The organism is Halomarina pelagica (assembly GCF_024228315.1).
Taxonomy (GTDB): Archaea; Halobacteriota; Halobacteria; order Halobacteriales; family Haloarculaceae; genus Halomarina; species Halomarina pelagica.
Genome location: NZ_CP100454.1, coordinates 293,733 through 306,716 on the forward strand (window position 1 = coordinate 293,733; position 12,984 = coordinate 306,716).

Consider the following 12,984-nt stretch of genomic DNA (forward strand, 5'->3'; position numbering starts at 1 on the left):
CAGCCAATAATTCATATAATTATCGCCAAGTGTCTATTTGATAGCGATCACTTGGTATCGGTGAGAAAGAAGTCGGCGGCTAAGACATCAATCCCTTCATTTGCGGAGGGGTGGGTTGGGAAGCGCAGGACAGTCGTAATCGAAGGCCCCCTGTTTAACCAACAAAATTAAGCTTTAGAGCCCCATCTGTTGGTTAAAGTGCTCCCATGTCGTACACAGAACCAGCAACCCCACCCGAGGTTCCCGAAGAAGTAGCGTCCTCACTCGAGGAGTGTAATGCGGAAACGCTCCGGTCTATCGCCAAGTATGCTGATGCACTTGCGGAGTATCGAGAGCGAGAGGCACGGTTGGATGAGGCTGATGACGACGAACCTCAAGAACGCCCTGAGGACCTACCTGAAGAAGTCCCTACCAAAGCCACACTGACAGAGAAGGAAATTAACGGGAATCAGTATTACTACTGGCAGTGGAGAGAGGGTGACAAAATCAAATCTCAATACAAGGGGCCAGTGAATCCGAGCGAGTAAAGATCGCTCTTACGCAAAGCTACGGAAAAGTCAGTGCATTCCGCCGACATCTAGCGGATATGTCTAAAACCCAGCCAGCCTTCGGCGGAATGCTTCGAAACCTAATCGACGACGGTATCTTAGAGCTTCGGACCGAGCCGCTCGACGCCCTCGTCGAGCGGCGTCTCAAGCAACTCTGGGAGCACACACCGTGCCCTCGCTGCGGAAATCGGACGATCAGAACGTGGGAGCACTCCGATCGTGTCTGGTGTCGCAGCTGCCAGTTCAAACCCGCCTACACCTACGGCACACCCTTCAGCGAGAAGGACCTCCCCGCAGGCGAGGTCCTTCTCGCGTTCATTCTCTATGCAGATACCCTGCTCAGCATCAATCAAATCGCGATTGTGCTTGACCGCGCGTACAACACGATTCACACAGCAATTCGTGACCTGGAAGCCGCGCTCGAGCGCGGCTTCCCAATTGTCTGGAACCGTCTCAAACGACCGCACAGCGGCCCGTTACAAATCGATGAGAGTGGCAAAGTCTGCTCAGGATACAAGGGCCAAGACCCGCCGCGGCCCGGACGGGCTCGCGGCGGGTCGTCTCGAACTGGACGCACTCGATGGCAAGGACGTCACGGTGACCAACTGACGCTCGTCGCGGCCTGCCGCGACGAGCTCACTGTCATTCGCGCGAAGAAAGGAATCCGCTACGAGGGTGATCTTGGACCGGTAATTGAGGAGGCTGAAGACCTCTCCCAGCCACTGGGAGAGGTCTGGACCGACGGTCTCCAAGCGTATCGCTGGATGGAGTACGACCACCGGACGGTCGTTCACAAGGAGCGGTACGTTTCGCCGGACGGCGTCCATATTAATCAGGTTGAGTGCCTGTGGTCACTCCTGCATCCGTGGCTGCGGAAGTTCCGCGGCCTGTCCAAGCAAGGCTTGGAACAGGCCGCTCATACCTTCGGCTGCGTTCGATCCTTGAACAGGATCGGCGCGTCGCTGTTCGCACTCATCGATTGCTTCGCCCTCCACCGTTTCCGTAGCTTTGCGTAAGAGCGTCACGCCTTAACCAACGCTCGCCATCTAAAGCGACTGACCGTTGGTTAATCCGAGCGATTCGCCTTGGCTCGCTTCCAAGCAAGAGCAAATCACTCGTCGAGCTCGATGATCTCGCCCTGCTCACCGTCAAGGCGGTCACGAAGTGCAGCAATCCGCTCGTGACCGTCCGCGAGGAGGGTCTCGCCCTCGTCTAGAGAGAGATCGTCGGACTCCAGGTGGTCGATGATTTCGTTGACGTGGTCGATGGCGTCCGCAATGTCGGTATCCTTCGCCATTTAGACCACCAACCAGAGGAACACGACGATGCCGAGCAGGATGAGCAATCCGGCGATCGCTACCTTGTAGTAGATTGTCTGCACGCCGTCATGAGCCTGTGCTTCCTCGACCGCCGTAGAGAGTTCTTGCTCGTGTTCGTGCTCACGTTCGAGTGCTTCATAGGCTGCATCGAGATTCTCTTCGAGCGCTTTCAGCTCACTCGTTCGGAACTGTTCGAGTGAGGTGACTGCGTATTCCCCAGCTTCGGTCGGCGTAATCGCGTCGACGTCCGCGATGCGACCGGCGATGGTTTGATCTTCGGTGTGTCCGACGGCGGCAACGACCGGTGTTCGCGCCGTAAAGATTGCTTCGGCGACGGATTCGGTGTTAAACGCCATCAGGTCGCTATCGCTGCCGCCGCCTCGTCCAACGATGATCGTATCCACCTCATCGTTTCGGTCGAGGAAGTGGATGCTGTTCGCGAGGGACGTCGGGGCGTGGTCTCCCTGCACGGCCGCGTGCTTCACCACGAGGTCGACGGTCGAATTTCGGCTGTGAATTGCGTTCTGGATGTCGTAGCGAGCGTCACCGTTGAGTGAGGTGACGATGCCGATCCGGTCGGGGAATCGTGGCGGATCGGTCTTGTGCTGCTCGTCAAACCATCCTCGATCGTCGAGTTCTGCATGTAACCGCTCTAGCGCAGCCGCTTGCTCTCCCTCGCCGACGACGGTGACTTGCCAGGGCTTCAGACTGATACGTCCACCGTCTACCCAGAAATCGATATTGCCCTCGAGGATGACCTGCATATCATCGTCGAGGTCAATGTTCATGTTCTGGTAGCGATTCCGCCAGAGCATACAGGGCAGTTCGCAGTCGCCATCAGTGAGTGAGAAGTAGAGGGCCGATCGGCTCTGGCTAAGATTCGTAACCTCTCCGATGCACTGGACACCATGAAGCGTATCGGTAGATTCTATGGAGTAAGCGATACGCTCGTTCAGCTGACGGACGGTGAGAACGTCGCCTCCACCAGAAGCTATTGATTCGGTGTTCGCATCTGTTGTCTCACGTCGTCCACTATCCATATCTTCTACCGAGGAGATTCCAGGGATAGCCACTTCAATCCCTATCCTACCTCGAAATTCACCGTACTGCCGGGTAGAACTGCCCGACAAAGGTTTGACGAACACATTCGGCTATTCCTGACCTCTGAGAATCATAGAGGTCCCCATATCTCCTCTACTAATACATCCACATGTAATGAGCCCAGGCCTGCACACCGATCGACGGAACTTCCTGAAGACAGCGGCTGCACTGACCGTTACTGGCTCACTCCTCGCTGGCTGTACCAGTAGTGGGACACCTGGCGATTCCGATAATACCCCGAACGCCGATAGCGGTGGTCAAGCGTCATTTGATGGGTGGTTTGAAAACACCGCAAACTACCAAGAAGTCATCGACAAAACTGACGCGAGTACCGTAACTGTCCAAGTCGGTGCCGACGGGAACAATGGTGCGTACGCGTTCGCGCCGCCGGCGATCAAGATCGCCTCGGGAACAACGGTCACCTGGGAGTGGACCGGCATGGGCGGATCCCACAACGTGGTTGCAGATGACGGAAGTTTCGAGAGTGAGATGACCGCTGAGCGGGGGCACACCTTCGACCACTCGTTCGACAGCGCCGGGACGTACAAGTACTACTGCCTGCCGCACAAGGCGATGGGAATGAAAGGCGTCGTTGTAGTTGAGTAGCGTCGTATCCTTCGAAACTTCAATACGTGATCTCATGGGCTCTGTCGGACATGGTTGTAATATTAATCCAAACGTAGAGTACTATACCAACAGAATTAGGAGTACTATCGCACTACTGTCATCCGAGAACGCATGCAATTTAACACGACGATAACGGCGGTAACATTTCTCGTCCTCTTTGCGGTACTCATTGGCGGAACTGCTATGAGTCCAATGAGCACGAGTACGGTGGCAATGGTTAGCGTCGGCCTCTTCGTATTCGGTATACTGTCGCTCGTGCTCGGCGTGAAACACGGGGAGTATCGCGCAAAAGGACAATAACCGTCATTGGTCGCGGTCCAGTTCCTCCAATCGCCGATTCATTGGACCTATCCGGAGTGGCTCACGTCTGAGCAGACGAGCTAGATCCACTGGAGTCCCCGAAAAACCCTACGTCACTTTCCTAAGCTCCACTTCTCACTCCACGTACAATGAATACAAGATGATCGCGAATCCTGCTGTCGTGAAGATGCTCTCGACGATGAGTGCAATGCTCGGATCGACGGGGATGAGCTGATCCACGATACCCGCGAGAAGGGCACCTACCGTAACGAACCCGAAGCCGAGCGCAAGCGCACGCAGTGCGGGCGATGCCGTCCGTCGGTATGCCGTAAATGAGTGGTAGGTAATCAGTCCTCCGAGTAGCAGTGTGAGTGTCTTGAGTACCGTAACGGCGGTCGTAATCTGTGGGCTCATATTTCCTTGCGTACCTCCGACCAGAGTTCAGACAGCCGCCGATCCGGCGTCTGTTCCCGGCGTTTGATTGCTACCTCGATCGATCGATCCTCATCGAGGCCGACTCGGACCTCCTCGAAGCCGAGGTCGTATCGTGTTGTGTGTCGGCCATCCGTTCTGACCTCGATTCGTTCCTCCAGTAGCGAGGCTTCGCTGAGAAGTTCGAGCTTTCGATACATCGTTGAGAGCGGAATCTCGCAGGTCTCAGCGAGTTCGCTCGCGGTCATGGGTTCCTCAACATGTTTGATGATGGTCCGGCAGTCCGGGTCGTCCAGCGCGTCGAGGACGTCCTGTAACTGTGGGGTATCCACAGCGAATGGATCACGTACCATTGCTAGGCCTTTCAGTGATGTCCAGTGACGGTCGATCACTTCCTCGGACATTGCTTAGGTGATCATTTTGGTCTCCAATGGCGTACTCCACCATGGTTTGCTGCGTCTCGATCGAGGGGTCGCCGCTCCTCTCCGTGCCTCGATCCAGCATTTCATGTGGTCTCCGTCTCAGGGGTACCGTCGCCCAAATTCTCGACGAACTCTTTGACGATTTTCTCCTCGGCGCGGTGCAACGTTTCGCTACACGTGGATTTCGCGATGCCCAGCTCATCCGCGAGTTCGGTTAACGAGCAACGCCGCGGGGTGTCGTAGTAGCCGTGTTCAGCTGCCGCCCGGAGGAGCTGTAACTGGCGGTCCGTTAACAGCTGCTCAGCCTCGATCTGCTGGTGGATCTCATTGACGGTGAATGGAATCCCAAACGACTCGAGCTGCGTACCGAGTTCGGAGAGTCGACGCTGTGGCGCCGTGACCTCCCATTCGATCTGGCCGTCGATCAGGCGGAACGGCATTTCGAGCGGAATACCCGCTCCTTGCGCAGAGAGCAATAAGAGCGGCATCGTCGTCTCGAACTGGATCAACGCCGTGTCGTCGTGCCGTTGGAGGATGTCAAGTTCGATGACCGCTTCGCTATCCGCGAATTCAGCGAGTATGGTCTCTAACTCCTCGGCAGTCACCTCGGTCAGAGCAACACCAGCATGGTCACTGGGAAACGCCGCCAGAATCCGAAACAGTGCATCAGGATGCGTACGGGAAATATCTCCGATCCAAATTCCGTTCGGGATGGTGAGCGTGAGGTTTGCTCGTGGCATTGGTGTTCACGTGAACATATTCGGTCGTTGCCCCAATTAGTATTGCCGAACATATTCGGATAGCCAACCACGACTACTAGATTTGCTTCCGAACATCATCGGCGGAACGACCATTCACCTCGCTACAAAATGGATACTCGATGAGTGTAGAAGCCATCGACGACGGGACGTACGAACTCGACGCGCGCGAAATCGACGGTGAACCGTTCGGTGACATCATGGCCGCGCTAGAAGGCCTTGATGATGACGAGACACTCGTCCTCATCAATAGTTTCGAGCCAAAGCCACTCTACAACGTCCTCGAACAACGCGGATTCACGCACGAGACGACGCAACGGGCGGACGACGAGTGGCACGTTTCGATCACTCACGTATAGCCGAACACGTTCGGAACAATACCTTCACAGGGCGCCATAGTATACACGTACGCATGTCTGATCAGACCCTCGATCTCCGTAACATCCCGCCTGCTGAGCGGCATCCGATGATTCACGACAAGTTTGCCGAACTAGAAAGCGGCGAGGCGCTGACGTTGATCAATGATCACGAGCCGAAGCCGCTGTTCTACGAGATGCAGGCGGAAGTCGACGAGTTCGACGCCGAGCGGTATGAAGTCGAACAGCGCGACGTCAACGAGTTCGTCGCGAAGCTCCCCAAGAAATAGGAGTTAGTCCCGAGAGGTGCTATCGCACGACGACTTCTTCGTCCCTGCTTTCATCAGTGTCCTGCTCTGGCTGAAGCTTCTGACTGCGCTACGATCGGTCAGCTGGGTAGGTGACCCGTCCATTGGATATCTCTGCGAAGCGAGTCAGCTCGTGCTCGTCAGCGCGGCCAGCATCATAGATGTTGACGACCTCGCAGCCACGAGCGAGGAGCCAGTCGGCGACGATCCGGCGGTGACACCGCCAGTAGACGGCCTCGGCACAGACGATCACCGGTACTTCCGTCTCTGCGAGGGCGACCAATTCGTCGAGTGCGGTCTGGAACTCGTCGGTGAGCGCGTAGTCGGCGTAGGCCTGAAACGAATTGTTCTCCCACTCATCGTTCGGTGAATCCGCGGGCGGAGCCGAACGTCTCCCTCCAAGCGCTTCGAAATGGCGATACTTGATGCCGTGCTCGTCGAGGGCCGCAGCCAGCGCGTCGGCACCGAACTGTGGATTCCGTCGCGAGCCCGGAAACCGACGAATATCGACCACGATGGTGATATCGTACGCACGGAGTGCCGAGACGAACTCCTCGATCGAGCGTGAGGAGTGGCCGAAAGTGTACACGCGGGTCATACTGGTCGGTAGGGCAGAGATCTACGTATGCGCTGGGGGACGACCGTTCGTCTCAAGATATCCTCTATTCGAGTACCTGATACTAGATCCAGTGATCGGTAGAAGTGAGGAAGAGAGTTCATGTTCCAGAACGTCGGTCATCTGCCGGAGTCACTATCCGAGCTTTCGCCCATCACTAACTGGGTGTCGTTTCACGGGACTCGGAACGACCGGAGTCCGACGAACCGGGGCACCTGCTCGTAGTACTGCTGGTACACTTCGCCGAACTCCTCGGTGAACCACGGTTCCTCAGCAAAGGGAAGCAAGAACACCCATGCGGCGTTCAGTACGCCGAGAAACGTTACGAGGGCAGAATTAACCAGGAAGATGAACCCAACCATGCCGACGATCATCCCGACGTACTGCGGATTGCACGAGCGAGCATACGGCCAGTCCGTATGCAGGTCACCTGCGAGCCCCATGGTTTCGTCCGTCTCGAAGTACCGCTCACTATAGAGGAAGATACCCGCCCCACCGAGTGCGAGGAGACCGCCAGCGATGAGGCTCTCTGGACGGGGGAAGAGCCACGTATTCCAATCCAGATACGCTACGATAACGAGTGATAGGTTAAACAGGGTGACGAGGCTCCAGTGGAGATAGTACTTCCAGGACTTCTCGCCCGGCGGCCAGAACTGCCGTGCTGGGAGCCAGATGGTAACGAGGAGTGTGAGCAGTATCATGCACGCAGCGAAACCACCAATACCGAAGGCGAGATACTTCATCCGATTGGGTCGTTCTCTCGACGGGAGGCGCTTGGAACTACCGGTGCATCAGCGATGTTCTTCGTTCCTCAAGAATGTGTTCGTGTTGTAGAAGCTATTGAGGTCGCCAGATGACGGTGATGATACCGAGTTCGGTTTCGAGCGTATCGTGCTCGTAGCCGCGGTCGGTGAGCTGGGGATACAAATGTTGGGGCGCTCGGTCGTTGAGTTGCACCAACAACGTCTCGTCGTCCAGCTCGACGAGTCGTTCGAGCGTCTTCTGAAGCGGTTGTGGCGGCGGGAGCTCCCGGGCGTCGAGCACTTCTCGCGGTTGGTCGGCGGGCGCATTCGTGTCCGAGACGTAATCTTCGACGGCAGCCATGTCTTCATCATCGCGGCGAGCGACCACGGCCGCTTCGCCGAAGATGTTCGTCACTCGTCGACTATTTCGACGGTGAACGGACTGTTTGGCCCCGGCGAGGCGTCAAGCACGCGCTGTACCCGGCCATGCCACCCGTCGTAGAATTCCTGGCGCTCCTCGTCAGAGGCCTCGCCAGCGACGAGTCGTGGAATGAGATCGGCTGTGCTGTCGCCTCCACCCGGCGGCGCAACACCGACGGTACCGGGCGAGAACGAGACTCGTACCGTCTCATCCGTATCCATCCGTGTGAACGCAAACGAGCGGCCTCGGCCGGACGATTCGCTGAACGAGAGCAGATTCTTCCGCCCGCCGTAGCCGCCGAAGCCGGTGAATCCAGTCTCTCGCGCTGCACCCGTGATGTGACTGATGACGCTCGCCATCGGACCGACACCCATCGCTTCAGGGTCGTCGTCGACGATGACCGCGATGTCGCTTCTGACGGGGTACGCGTTCGGGTAGAGTTCCGCGAGTGCCAGCTGCGTGCTACGGTACGCTCCGGCGACGGCGGGGCAGGCGTGCCCGGCGTGTTTCGCGGCGTCCGCGAACGTCACGACCAGCGGTTCGCCGGGTGGCACCATGCCGAGTAGTTCGGCGAGCGGGTCACGAATTTCGATCGGGTCGGCGTTGGCTAGGCGCTGCCACGGCGTGCCGGCGTCGGTTGAGGGAAGCTGTGCGTGCGTCGGAGTCTCTGGTTCGGTTGTGGGTTCACTCATGATGGATTCTGAGGTAGGTCGTGTACTCCTTCCGGAGCAGGCCGGTTCGATCTTCCTTGATGCCGAGGAGTTCGTGTGCGGTCTGGGCGGCGAGCTGTGGATACTCGACCCTGGCTCGCCGATCTGTACTTCTGATTTCGAGAATGGCTCCGTCAGGCAAGTCTTCGAGTGCTCGCTGTACTTCGACGATTCCGCTCGCGCAGCCCTTGCCCCGATTGTCGACGGTCATGGCTGGTTCGACGTCGGGTACCTCCGCGAGTGCATCGAGGTCAGTCATCGGTTCCTCCCTCTTCAGGTGCGGCTGGCGGCGATGAACGCTCGAGATCTGCGAGATCGCAGACGCCGTCGATCGGCGAACAGGCCCGCCACATCGGACAGGTGAGGAAGATCACCATGAGCAGGGCGATGAGACCAACCTTCGTTAGGACGGCTTGTCCAACGAGCGTTCCGAAGTACGTACTCGGTTGCGTGCCCAGTGCGTCGACGGCCTGGTAGATGCCCGTGAGAACCAGGGTGGGGATGATGAAGCGAACTGCCCAGCGGAATCGTTCGAGTTGCTCCCCTGCTGCTCTGATGACCGGTACGGTGGGCTGTGCTTGACCGCTCGGGACGGCGACGAAGATGTTCCAGACGGCACCACCGACCCAGACGGTGAACGCCAGAAGGTGGACTGCGCGGACGCTCGCAGCAAGCAGTCCACGGCCAACGAGCGCCACCTCTGCGCTCGCCGTCAGGATTACCACCGCAATGGCGAATCCGAGTGCTGCTACGCCCGAAACGGTGCGAAATCGCTGCTCGATCGGATCTGCTCGAAGGACGTCGACGAGGGTACACACCACGAGCCCGATGACAAGCACCCCGAGGACGCCACGAAACAGCGGATTCACTCGAGATGAATTGTAGACGAAGCCGAGCACGATGGCTGTACTCGGGATGAGGATGACGACCGCGGCGATGGCGAGCCGGTCGAAGCGGTCGTACATCTGAGCGCAGTATTCCGCGGCACCGGTCCCGAGATCCGCTGGGCGGACGAATCCGTGCTTCCAGAGTAGCCCGCCCAGAAGAACGCCGAGCGAGACGAAGTAGCTGCATTTCAGCACCGCAAGGGCAAGCGCTCCGGTCCCAGCGAGGCGGGCAGAGAGTACCGTTCCAATGAGTGAGGCCGCGAGAATCACCACCAGTGCGGCTTTCGGGAGGAGATACTTATCGAAGAGCTCGTCGGCAACTGTATTGAGTGATTGGTGGGTTGATCCTGCCATCGCGGGCGCTCACCTCATGCGGGTGTTTGGTTCACCTAAACTAAGGGATAACCGCGTACATGTTCGCTTGTCAGATGTCGGTGGTCGATTCCATCATTCAGAACTGAACGTGAAACAACCGCTTTGTACAGGACATGTACCTGACGTTGTCCGTTCGGTGTACTCTGGGTACCGCAATAGCCGCTGCTCGTGGTTGTTCAAGAGAAGGGGCAGGCCAGTCAACGGTGACAACACGTGTAAACTACGTGAATTGAAAGGTGCTGGTGACCGTGCCGTCTACCTGTCTCCTTTTTGTTTCGCTACAAAACACCTCCGGTACTCAGGTCTGGCGAGTGTCGGGTCTTTTGAGGAACATCGCTCTGCGAGCTACGTGGTCTGTTCTGACCGATGGCGGTTACACGTCGTCAATCAACTTTGTCCGGACATAGTACGGTCCTTCCCAGTCTTGGACCCAATCGGGAGCTGCCGGATGGGACCGAAGCTGATTTGCTTCGTACGATTCGTCTGGAAAAACGGTTCCCTCCTCGTCAGTCCCGTCTTCCCACGGCACTACGAACGTCACTGGGTCTCGATTTTCGGCAGGGTTCAGTTGTTTATCTGCTCCATCATCTAGATGGTACGGTCCATCGACCCATTCCTGTGGATTGAACGTGACCGCTATCTCTAACTTTTTGTCTGCCATGTCTATTGGTATTCTGTCAATCTACTGTATTCGAGGAAGGCTTAAAAAGAACAGGGCAAATCCCACGTTTTTAGATGCAGAGGAGTTCATTCCTTCTAACAGATAGTGACTCTCCCGGAGGGAGGGAATCCCTATGACCATTGTGTAGGCCCACGTATCGTTCAGTATCCCTGCATATTCTGACCAAAGAACCTGTATTTCCAACTGCTATTACGTAAATATCGATAGGATCCGAACATATTCGGGGACGTGGTCATTCTGCTTGTACCGAACACTCGCATATGAACTCCGTGTCGGTCACTCGCCAACTGAACGCATCGCCTGCGGCACTCCGTGATGCAATTCTTGATCTCGAACCGTTCATGCGTGCGGCGGGGTTCGACGAAGTCGAAGTTGACGGCGACACGATTCATGTCGCAAATCAGGTTGGGCCGATCCAGATCGAACTCACGCTTGCCCTCGTTGACAACCTCGACGCAGTCCTCACCTACGAGCAACGTGAGGGGATCTTCGAGACTATGCGAACGACGTACATGCTCATCGAGGATCCGGAAAAAATTGAAATAGTAGCGACGACCGACTTTGCGCTCGATCTCGCCGTTGTCGGGAGTATCCTTGACGCAACCGTGATCAAGCGCCAGCGACGGATCGAACTCGAAGCACAGTTCGACTACCTTGAATCGACCACTCGCTAAGATGAGGTGAACACGTTCGGAATTTTTTTTCTGCCGATTGTGGCCGACCTACAGCTATGGCGAGCGTATCACACGAAGACGCCGAACCAGCCACAGATCGCATCCGTCAGAACTCATCGGCAACGAACCTCAAAGACTCAAGCACGCTGACGACCGCCACCCCGTCATCGCACAGGCGATCGACGCTGTGAACCACACGGCGGTAGGCCATCACGTGAACGTGGTCATGGACGCGATCACGGCCATCCCGGTGAGTTCCCGTTTCAGACGCTCACTGACGAATTTGGTGACGACCTCGAGTACGAACACATCGAACAGTGTGGTTGTGGTGGACACGTAACTCGAGTCTACGTCGAGTAGCTCACAATTGACTAGAGGACTACTCGTGAAATCGATGGGATCATCTATCGATGCATCCTGTCCATTACAGCTGCTGCCTGCTATTCAGCAGTCCGAGGTCTGAGCGGGACCGTAATAACGTGAACCGGTGCCGCTCGAACGACGCGTTCGGTGACGCTGCCGAGGTGAACCAGCCGGTCAATACCAGTCCGCCCATGGGTCCCCATCACGACGAGATCGATATCATACGCCACGATTGCGCCGAGAATTTCCTCGTGAGGGATTCCAGTTCGCAAATGCTTCTCGATGGGAATGCCCTGTTCAGCCCCCAATTTTCCGACCCAATCTAATGCCTGTTCGGCCTCGGATTCAGCCTCTTCAACCACGGGATCATAGTCGGTAGCGACGAACCGTCTATCAATCACATACAGGGCATGTACTACCGAATCGAATCGCTGTGCAATCTTCAACCCGACTTCAATCGCCTCCGCTGCGCCTTCGCTCCCGTCCGTCGGAAGCAGCAGATTTGAATACATGTCAGCGGGTTCTATCGCTGGACGACATAACCGTATTGTTCAACTACTGACACATCCTCCGAACATATCCAACTAAATGATTCAGGCAAAGTTCAATCCGGGAATGAGAGAACAGCTACTTTGTGCCTCATGACGTGTCGTTCTGCATGAAGCACGTTGAATATGTGTACACGACCGGGATGGACGAACTGGACCTTGAAGAGCACCTGCGAACCGGTGAACACGGTGTCCTTGCTCTCGCCGACAATGATGATGCGTACGCAGTTCCGTTGAGCTACAACTACGACGGAAACCAGTTCCTCTTCCGGGTGAGTGGTCACGACGACAATGCTGAAAAGAGACGGTTTCTCGAAACGACGGACACTGCGACATTCGTGTGTTACGAGGCGTCAACGACAGAATCGTGGAGCATCCACGTTCGTGGGCCAGTACGCCAGTGGGACGGAGATATCGACGAGACGACGCTCAACGAATGGTTTGAACCGTTTCGGCTGTTCGACGAGACGGTCGAATCCGTCGAATTCATCCTGTACGAACTCCAGATGGAGTCAGTTATCGGTCGGAAAACGGTTGAATAATTCCACTCTGTTCACTGAATCGGTAGACTCCGTAGCAGTCACTTTTACTGTCAAGGCTGCATTTCTTCATCTCTCCTTTATCGAATCCTCGAAGAGAGGGTCCCGAACACATTCGGGAATTGACTTTCCCTCGCAGATCTCGAAGCTGACTCTATGGTGAGCGTATCGCAGTACGATCTAATCTTGGAATCCGACGAACAATCTAGTGGCCATGTTGCGTGACGTGGCCAATGACCCCGACCAAACGTCCAC

Annotated in this window: 21 protein-coding genes and 1 pseudogene; 9 read left to right on the forward strand and 13 right to left on the reverse strand. The window is 56.4% G+C overall.

Translation table 11 applies throughout. The annotated features are described in order from the left end of the window. The first annotated feature begins 206 nt into the window (after positions 1 to 206). Both NKI68_RS01500 and NKI68_RS01505 read left to right on the forward strand, forming a co-directional pair. Complete coding sequence (locus tag NKI68_RS01500) at positions 207 to 527, forward strand: DUF6788 family protein (protein WP_254544919.1); 321 nt, start codon at positions 207 to 209, stop codon at positions 525 to 527. Positions 528 to 586: 59 nt separating this feature from the next. Then, positions 587 to 1,564, forward strand: coding sequence for an IS1595-like element ISHrub1 family transposase (locus NKI68_RS01505; protein WP_254544872.1), 978 nt, complete (start codon positions 587 to 589; stop codon positions 1,562 to 1,564). A 95-nt stretch (positions 1,565 to 1,659) separates the two neighbouring features. On the opposite strand, the gene NKI68_RS01510 is transcribed toward NKI68_RS01505, so the two are convergent. Together NKI68_RS01510 and xseA are read right to left on the reverse strand one after the other, a co-directional pair. Continuing rightward, positions 1,660 to 1,845, reverse strand: coding sequence for an exodeoxyribonuclease VII small subunit (locus NKI68_RS01510; RefSeq protein WP_254544920.1), 186 nt, complete (start codon positions 1,843 to 1,845; stop codon positions 1,660 to 1,662). Further along, a complete protein-coding gene (gene xseA, locus NKI68_RS01515) occupies positions 1,846 to 2,907 on the reverse strand; it encodes an exodeoxyribonuclease VII large subunit (RefSeq protein ID WP_254544921.1) in 1,062 nt (353 codons plus the stop codon). 175 nt (positions 2,908 to 3,082) lie between these two features. On the opposite strand from xseA, the gene NKI68_RS01520 reads away from it, so the two are divergent. Beyond that, on the forward strand, positions 3,083 to 3,574 hold the full coding sequence (locus NKI68_RS01520) for a halocyanin domain-containing protein (RefSeq protein WP_254544922.1): 492 nt from the start codon (positions 3,083 to 3,085) through the stop codon (positions 3,572 to 3,574). Between the two features lie 132 nt (positions 3,575 to 3,706). Next, on the forward strand, positions 3,707 to 3,895 hold the full coding sequence (locus tag NKI68_RS23905; RefSeq protein WP_438267795.1) for a DUF7333 family protein: 189 nt from the start codon (positions 3,707 to 3,709) through the stop codon (positions 3,893 to 3,895). 135 nt (positions 3,896 to 4,030) lie between these two features. On the opposite strand, the gene NKI68_RS01525 is transcribed toward NKI68_RS23905, so the two are convergent. The 3 genes from NKI68_RS01525 to NKI68_RS01535 all read right to left on the reverse strand — a co-directional run bounded on the left by NKI68_RS01525 (position 4,031) and on the right by NKI68_RS01535 (position 5,489). Beyond that, a complete protein-coding gene (locus NKI68_RS01525) occupies positions 4,031 to 4,309 on the reverse strand; it encodes a DUF7521 family protein (RefSeq protein WP_254544923.1) in 279 nt (92 codons plus the stop codon). Continuing rightward, entirely contained in the window at positions 4,306 to 4,680 is a 375-nt protein-coding gene (locus NKI68_RS01530) for a helix-turn-helix domain-containing protein (protein ID WP_254546463.1), read from the reverse strand. The genes NKI68_RS01525 and NKI68_RS01530 overlap by 4 nt, the downstream gene beginning before the upstream one ends. 152 nt (positions 4,681 to 4,832) lie before the next feature. Next, positions 4,833 to 5,489, reverse strand: coding sequence for a helix-turn-helix domain-containing protein (locus NKI68_RS01535; RefSeq protein ID WP_254544924.1), 657 nt, complete (start codon positions 5,487 to 5,489; stop codon positions 4,833 to 4,835). 140 nt (positions 5,490 to 5,629) lie between these two features. Here NKI68_RS01535 and NKI68_RS01540 point away from each other — a divergent pair, with 140 nt between their 5' ends. Together NKI68_RS01540 and NKI68_RS01545 are read left to right on the forward strand one after the other, a co-directional pair. Beyond that, positions 5,630 to 5,866, forward strand: coding sequence for a DUF2249 domain-containing protein (locus tag NKI68_RS01540; RefSeq protein ID WP_254544925.1), 237 nt, complete (start codon positions 5,630 to 5,632; stop codon positions 5,864 to 5,866). A 53-nt stretch (positions 5,867 to 5,919) separates the two neighbouring features. After that, positions 5,920 to 6,153, forward strand: a complete 234-nt coding sequence (locus NKI68_RS01545; protein WP_254544926.1) for a DUF2249 domain-containing protein — start codon at positions 5,920 to 5,922, stop codon at positions 6,151 to 6,153. Between the two features lie 88 nt (positions 6,154 to 6,241). On the opposite strand, the gene NKI68_RS01550 is transcribed toward NKI68_RS01545, so the two are convergent. From NKI68_RS01550 to NKI68_RS01580, 7 genes are all read right to left on the reverse strand, one after another. Next, a complete protein-coding gene (locus NKI68_RS01550; protein ID WP_254544927.1) occupies positions 6,242 to 6,769 on the reverse strand; it encodes a DUF488 domain-containing protein in 528 nt (175 codons plus the stop codon). A 191-nt stretch (positions 6,770 to 6,960) separates the two neighbouring features. Next, on the reverse strand, positions 6,961 to 7,530 hold the full coding sequence (locus NKI68_RS01555) for a methyltransferase family protein (protein WP_254544928.1): 570 nt from the start codon (positions 7,528 to 7,530) through the stop codon (positions 6,961 to 6,963). A gap of 94 nt (positions 7,531 to 7,624) precedes the next feature. Beyond that, a complete protein-coding gene (locus NKI68_RS01560) occupies positions 7,625 to 7,945 on the reverse strand; it encodes a DUF2249 domain-containing protein (protein ID WP_438267796.1) in 321 nt (106 codons plus the stop codon). Continuing rightward, the gene (locus NKI68_RS01565; protein ID WP_254544929.1) at positions 7,942 to 8,643 is read right to left on the reverse strand and encodes a hypothetical protein; all 702 of its coding nucleotides are present in this window, start codon (positions 8,641 to 8,643) and stop codon (positions 7,942 to 7,944) included. Before NKI68_RS01565 ends, NKI68_RS01560 begins: the two co-directional genes overlap by 4 nt. Then, a complete protein-coding gene (locus NKI68_RS01570) occupies positions 8,636 to 8,920 on the reverse strand; it encodes a sulfurtransferase TusA family protein (RefSeq protein WP_254544930.1) in 285 nt (94 codons plus the stop codon). Before NKI68_RS01570 ends, NKI68_RS01565 begins: the two co-directional genes overlap by 8 nt. Then, entirely contained in the window at positions 8,913 to 9,902 is a 990-nt protein-coding gene (locus NKI68_RS01575; RefSeq protein WP_254544931.1) for a hypothetical protein, read from the reverse strand. Before NKI68_RS01575 ends, NKI68_RS01570 begins: the two co-directional genes overlap by 8 nt. 394 nt (positions 9,903 to 10,296) lie before the next feature. After that, on the reverse strand, positions 10,297 to 10,584 hold the full coding sequence (locus tag NKI68_RS01580; RefSeq protein ID WP_254544932.1) for a hypothetical protein: 288 nt from the start codon (positions 10,582 to 10,584) through the stop codon (positions 10,297 to 10,299). A 281-nt stretch (positions 10,585 to 10,865) separates the two neighbouring features. Here NKI68_RS01580 and NKI68_RS01585 point away from each other — a divergent pair, with 281 nt between their 5' ends. Beyond that, positions 10,866 to 11,279 (forward strand): SRPBCC family protein, encoded by a 414-nt coding sequence (locus tag NKI68_RS01585; RefSeq protein ID WP_254544933.1) that lies wholly within the window; start codon positions 10,866 to 10,868, stop codon positions 11,277 to 11,279. Positions 11,280 to 11,335: 56 nt separating this feature from the next. Then, positions 11,336 to 11,639, forward strand: a pseudogene (locus tag NKI68_RS01590) (CGCGG family putative rSAM-modified RiPP protein). An 80-nt stretch (positions 11,640 to 11,719) separates the two neighbouring features. Here NKI68_RS01590 and NKI68_RS01595 read toward each other — a convergent pair. Next, on the reverse strand, positions 11,720 to 12,154 hold the full coding sequence (locus NKI68_RS01595) for a universal stress protein (RefSeq protein ID WP_254544934.1): 435 nt from the start codon (positions 12,152 to 12,154) through the stop codon (positions 11,720 to 11,722). A 146-nt stretch (positions 12,155 to 12,300) separates the two neighbouring features. On the opposite strand from NKI68_RS01595, the gene NKI68_RS01600 reads away from it, so the two are divergent. Beyond that, positions 12,301 to 12,732, forward strand: coding sequence for a pyridoxamine 5'-phosphate oxidase family protein (locus NKI68_RS01600; protein ID WP_254544935.1), 432 nt, complete (start codon positions 12,301 to 12,303; stop codon positions 12,730 to 12,732). The last annotated feature ends 252 nt before the right edge of the window (positions 12,733 to 12,984 follow it).

What these genes read in the sequence shown, in the direction of transcription:
- NKI68_RS01500 (WP_254544919.1), top strand. Translation starts at nt 207, where the DNA reads ATGTCGTACACAGAACCAGCAACCCCACCCGAGGTTCCCGAAGAAGTA.
- NKI68_RS01505 (WP_254544872.1), top strand. Translation starts at nt 587, where the DNA reads ATGTCTAAAACCCAGCCAGCCTTCGGCGGAATGCTTCGAAACCTAATC.
- NKI68_RS01510 (WP_254544920.1), bottom strand. Translation starts at nt 1,845, where the DNA reads ATGGCGAAGGATACCGACATTGCGGACGCCATCGACCACGTCAACGAA.
- xseA (WP_254544921.1), bottom strand. Translation starts at nt 2,907, where the DNA reads ATGGATAGTGGACGACGTGAGACAACAGATGCGAACACCGAATCAATA.
- NKI68_RS01520 (WP_254544922.1), top strand. Translation starts at nt 3,083, where the DNA reads ATGAGCCCAGGCCTGCACACCGATCGACGGAACTTCCTGAAGACAGCG.
- NKI68_RS23905 (WP_438267795.1), top strand. Translation starts at nt 3,707, where the DNA reads ATGCAATTTAACACGACGATAACGGCGGTAACATTTCTCGTCCTCTTT.
- NKI68_RS01525 (WP_254544923.1), bottom strand. Translation starts at nt 4,309, where the DNA reads ATGAGCCCACAGATTACGACCGCCGTTACGGTACTCAAGACACTCACA.
- NKI68_RS01530 (WP_254546463.1), bottom strand. Translation starts at nt 4,680, where the DNA reads ATGGTACGTGATCCATTCGCTGTGGATACCCCACAGTTACAGGACGTC.
- NKI68_RS01535 (WP_254544924.1), bottom strand. Translation starts at nt 5,489, where the DNA reads ATGCCACGAGCAAACCTCACGCTCACCATCCCGAACGGAATTTGGATC.
- NKI68_RS01540 (WP_254544925.1), top strand. Translation starts at nt 5,630, where the DNA reads ATGAGTGTAGAAGCCATCGACGACGGGACGTACGAACTCGACGCGCGC.
- NKI68_RS01545 (WP_254544926.1), top strand. Translation starts at nt 5,920, where the DNA reads ATGTCTGATCAGACCCTCGATCTCCGTAACATCCCGCCTGCTGAGCGG.
- NKI68_RS01550 (WP_254544927.1), bottom strand. Translation starts at nt 6,769, where the DNA reads ATGACCCGCGTGTACACTTTCGGCCACTCCTCACGCTCGATCGAGGAG.
- NKI68_RS01555 (WP_254544928.1), bottom strand. Translation starts at nt 7,530, where the DNA reads ATGAAGTATCTCGCCTTCGGTATTGGTGGTTTCGCTGCGTGCATGATA.
- NKI68_RS01565 (WP_254544929.1), bottom strand. Translation starts at nt 8,643, where the DNA reads ATGAGTGAACCCACAACCGAACCAGAGACTCCGACGCACGCACAGCTT.
- NKI68_RS01570 (WP_254544930.1), bottom strand. Translation starts at nt 8,920, where the DNA reads ATGACTGACCTCGATGCACTCGCGGAGGTACCCGACGTCGAACCAGCC.
- NKI68_RS01575 (WP_254544931.1), bottom strand. Translation starts at nt 9,902, where the DNA reads ATGGCAGGATCAACCCACCAATCACTCAATACAGTTGCCGACGAGCTC.
- NKI68_RS01580 (WP_254544932.1), bottom strand. Translation starts at nt 10,584, where the DNA reads ATGGCAGACAAAAAGTTAGAGATAGCGGTCACGTTCAATCCACAGGAA.
- NKI68_RS01585 (WP_254544933.1), top strand. Translation starts at nt 10,866, where the DNA reads ATGAACTCCGTGTCGGTCACTCGCCAACTGAACGCATCGCCTGCGGCA.
- NKI68_RS01595 (WP_254544934.1), bottom strand. Translation starts at nt 12,154, where the DNA reads ATGTATTCAAATCTGCTGCTTCCGACGGACGGGAGCGAAGGCGCAGCG.
- NKI68_RS01600 (WP_254544935.1), top strand. Translation starts at nt 12,301, where the DNA reads ATGAAGCACGTTGAATATGTGTACACGACCGGGATGGACGAACTGGAC.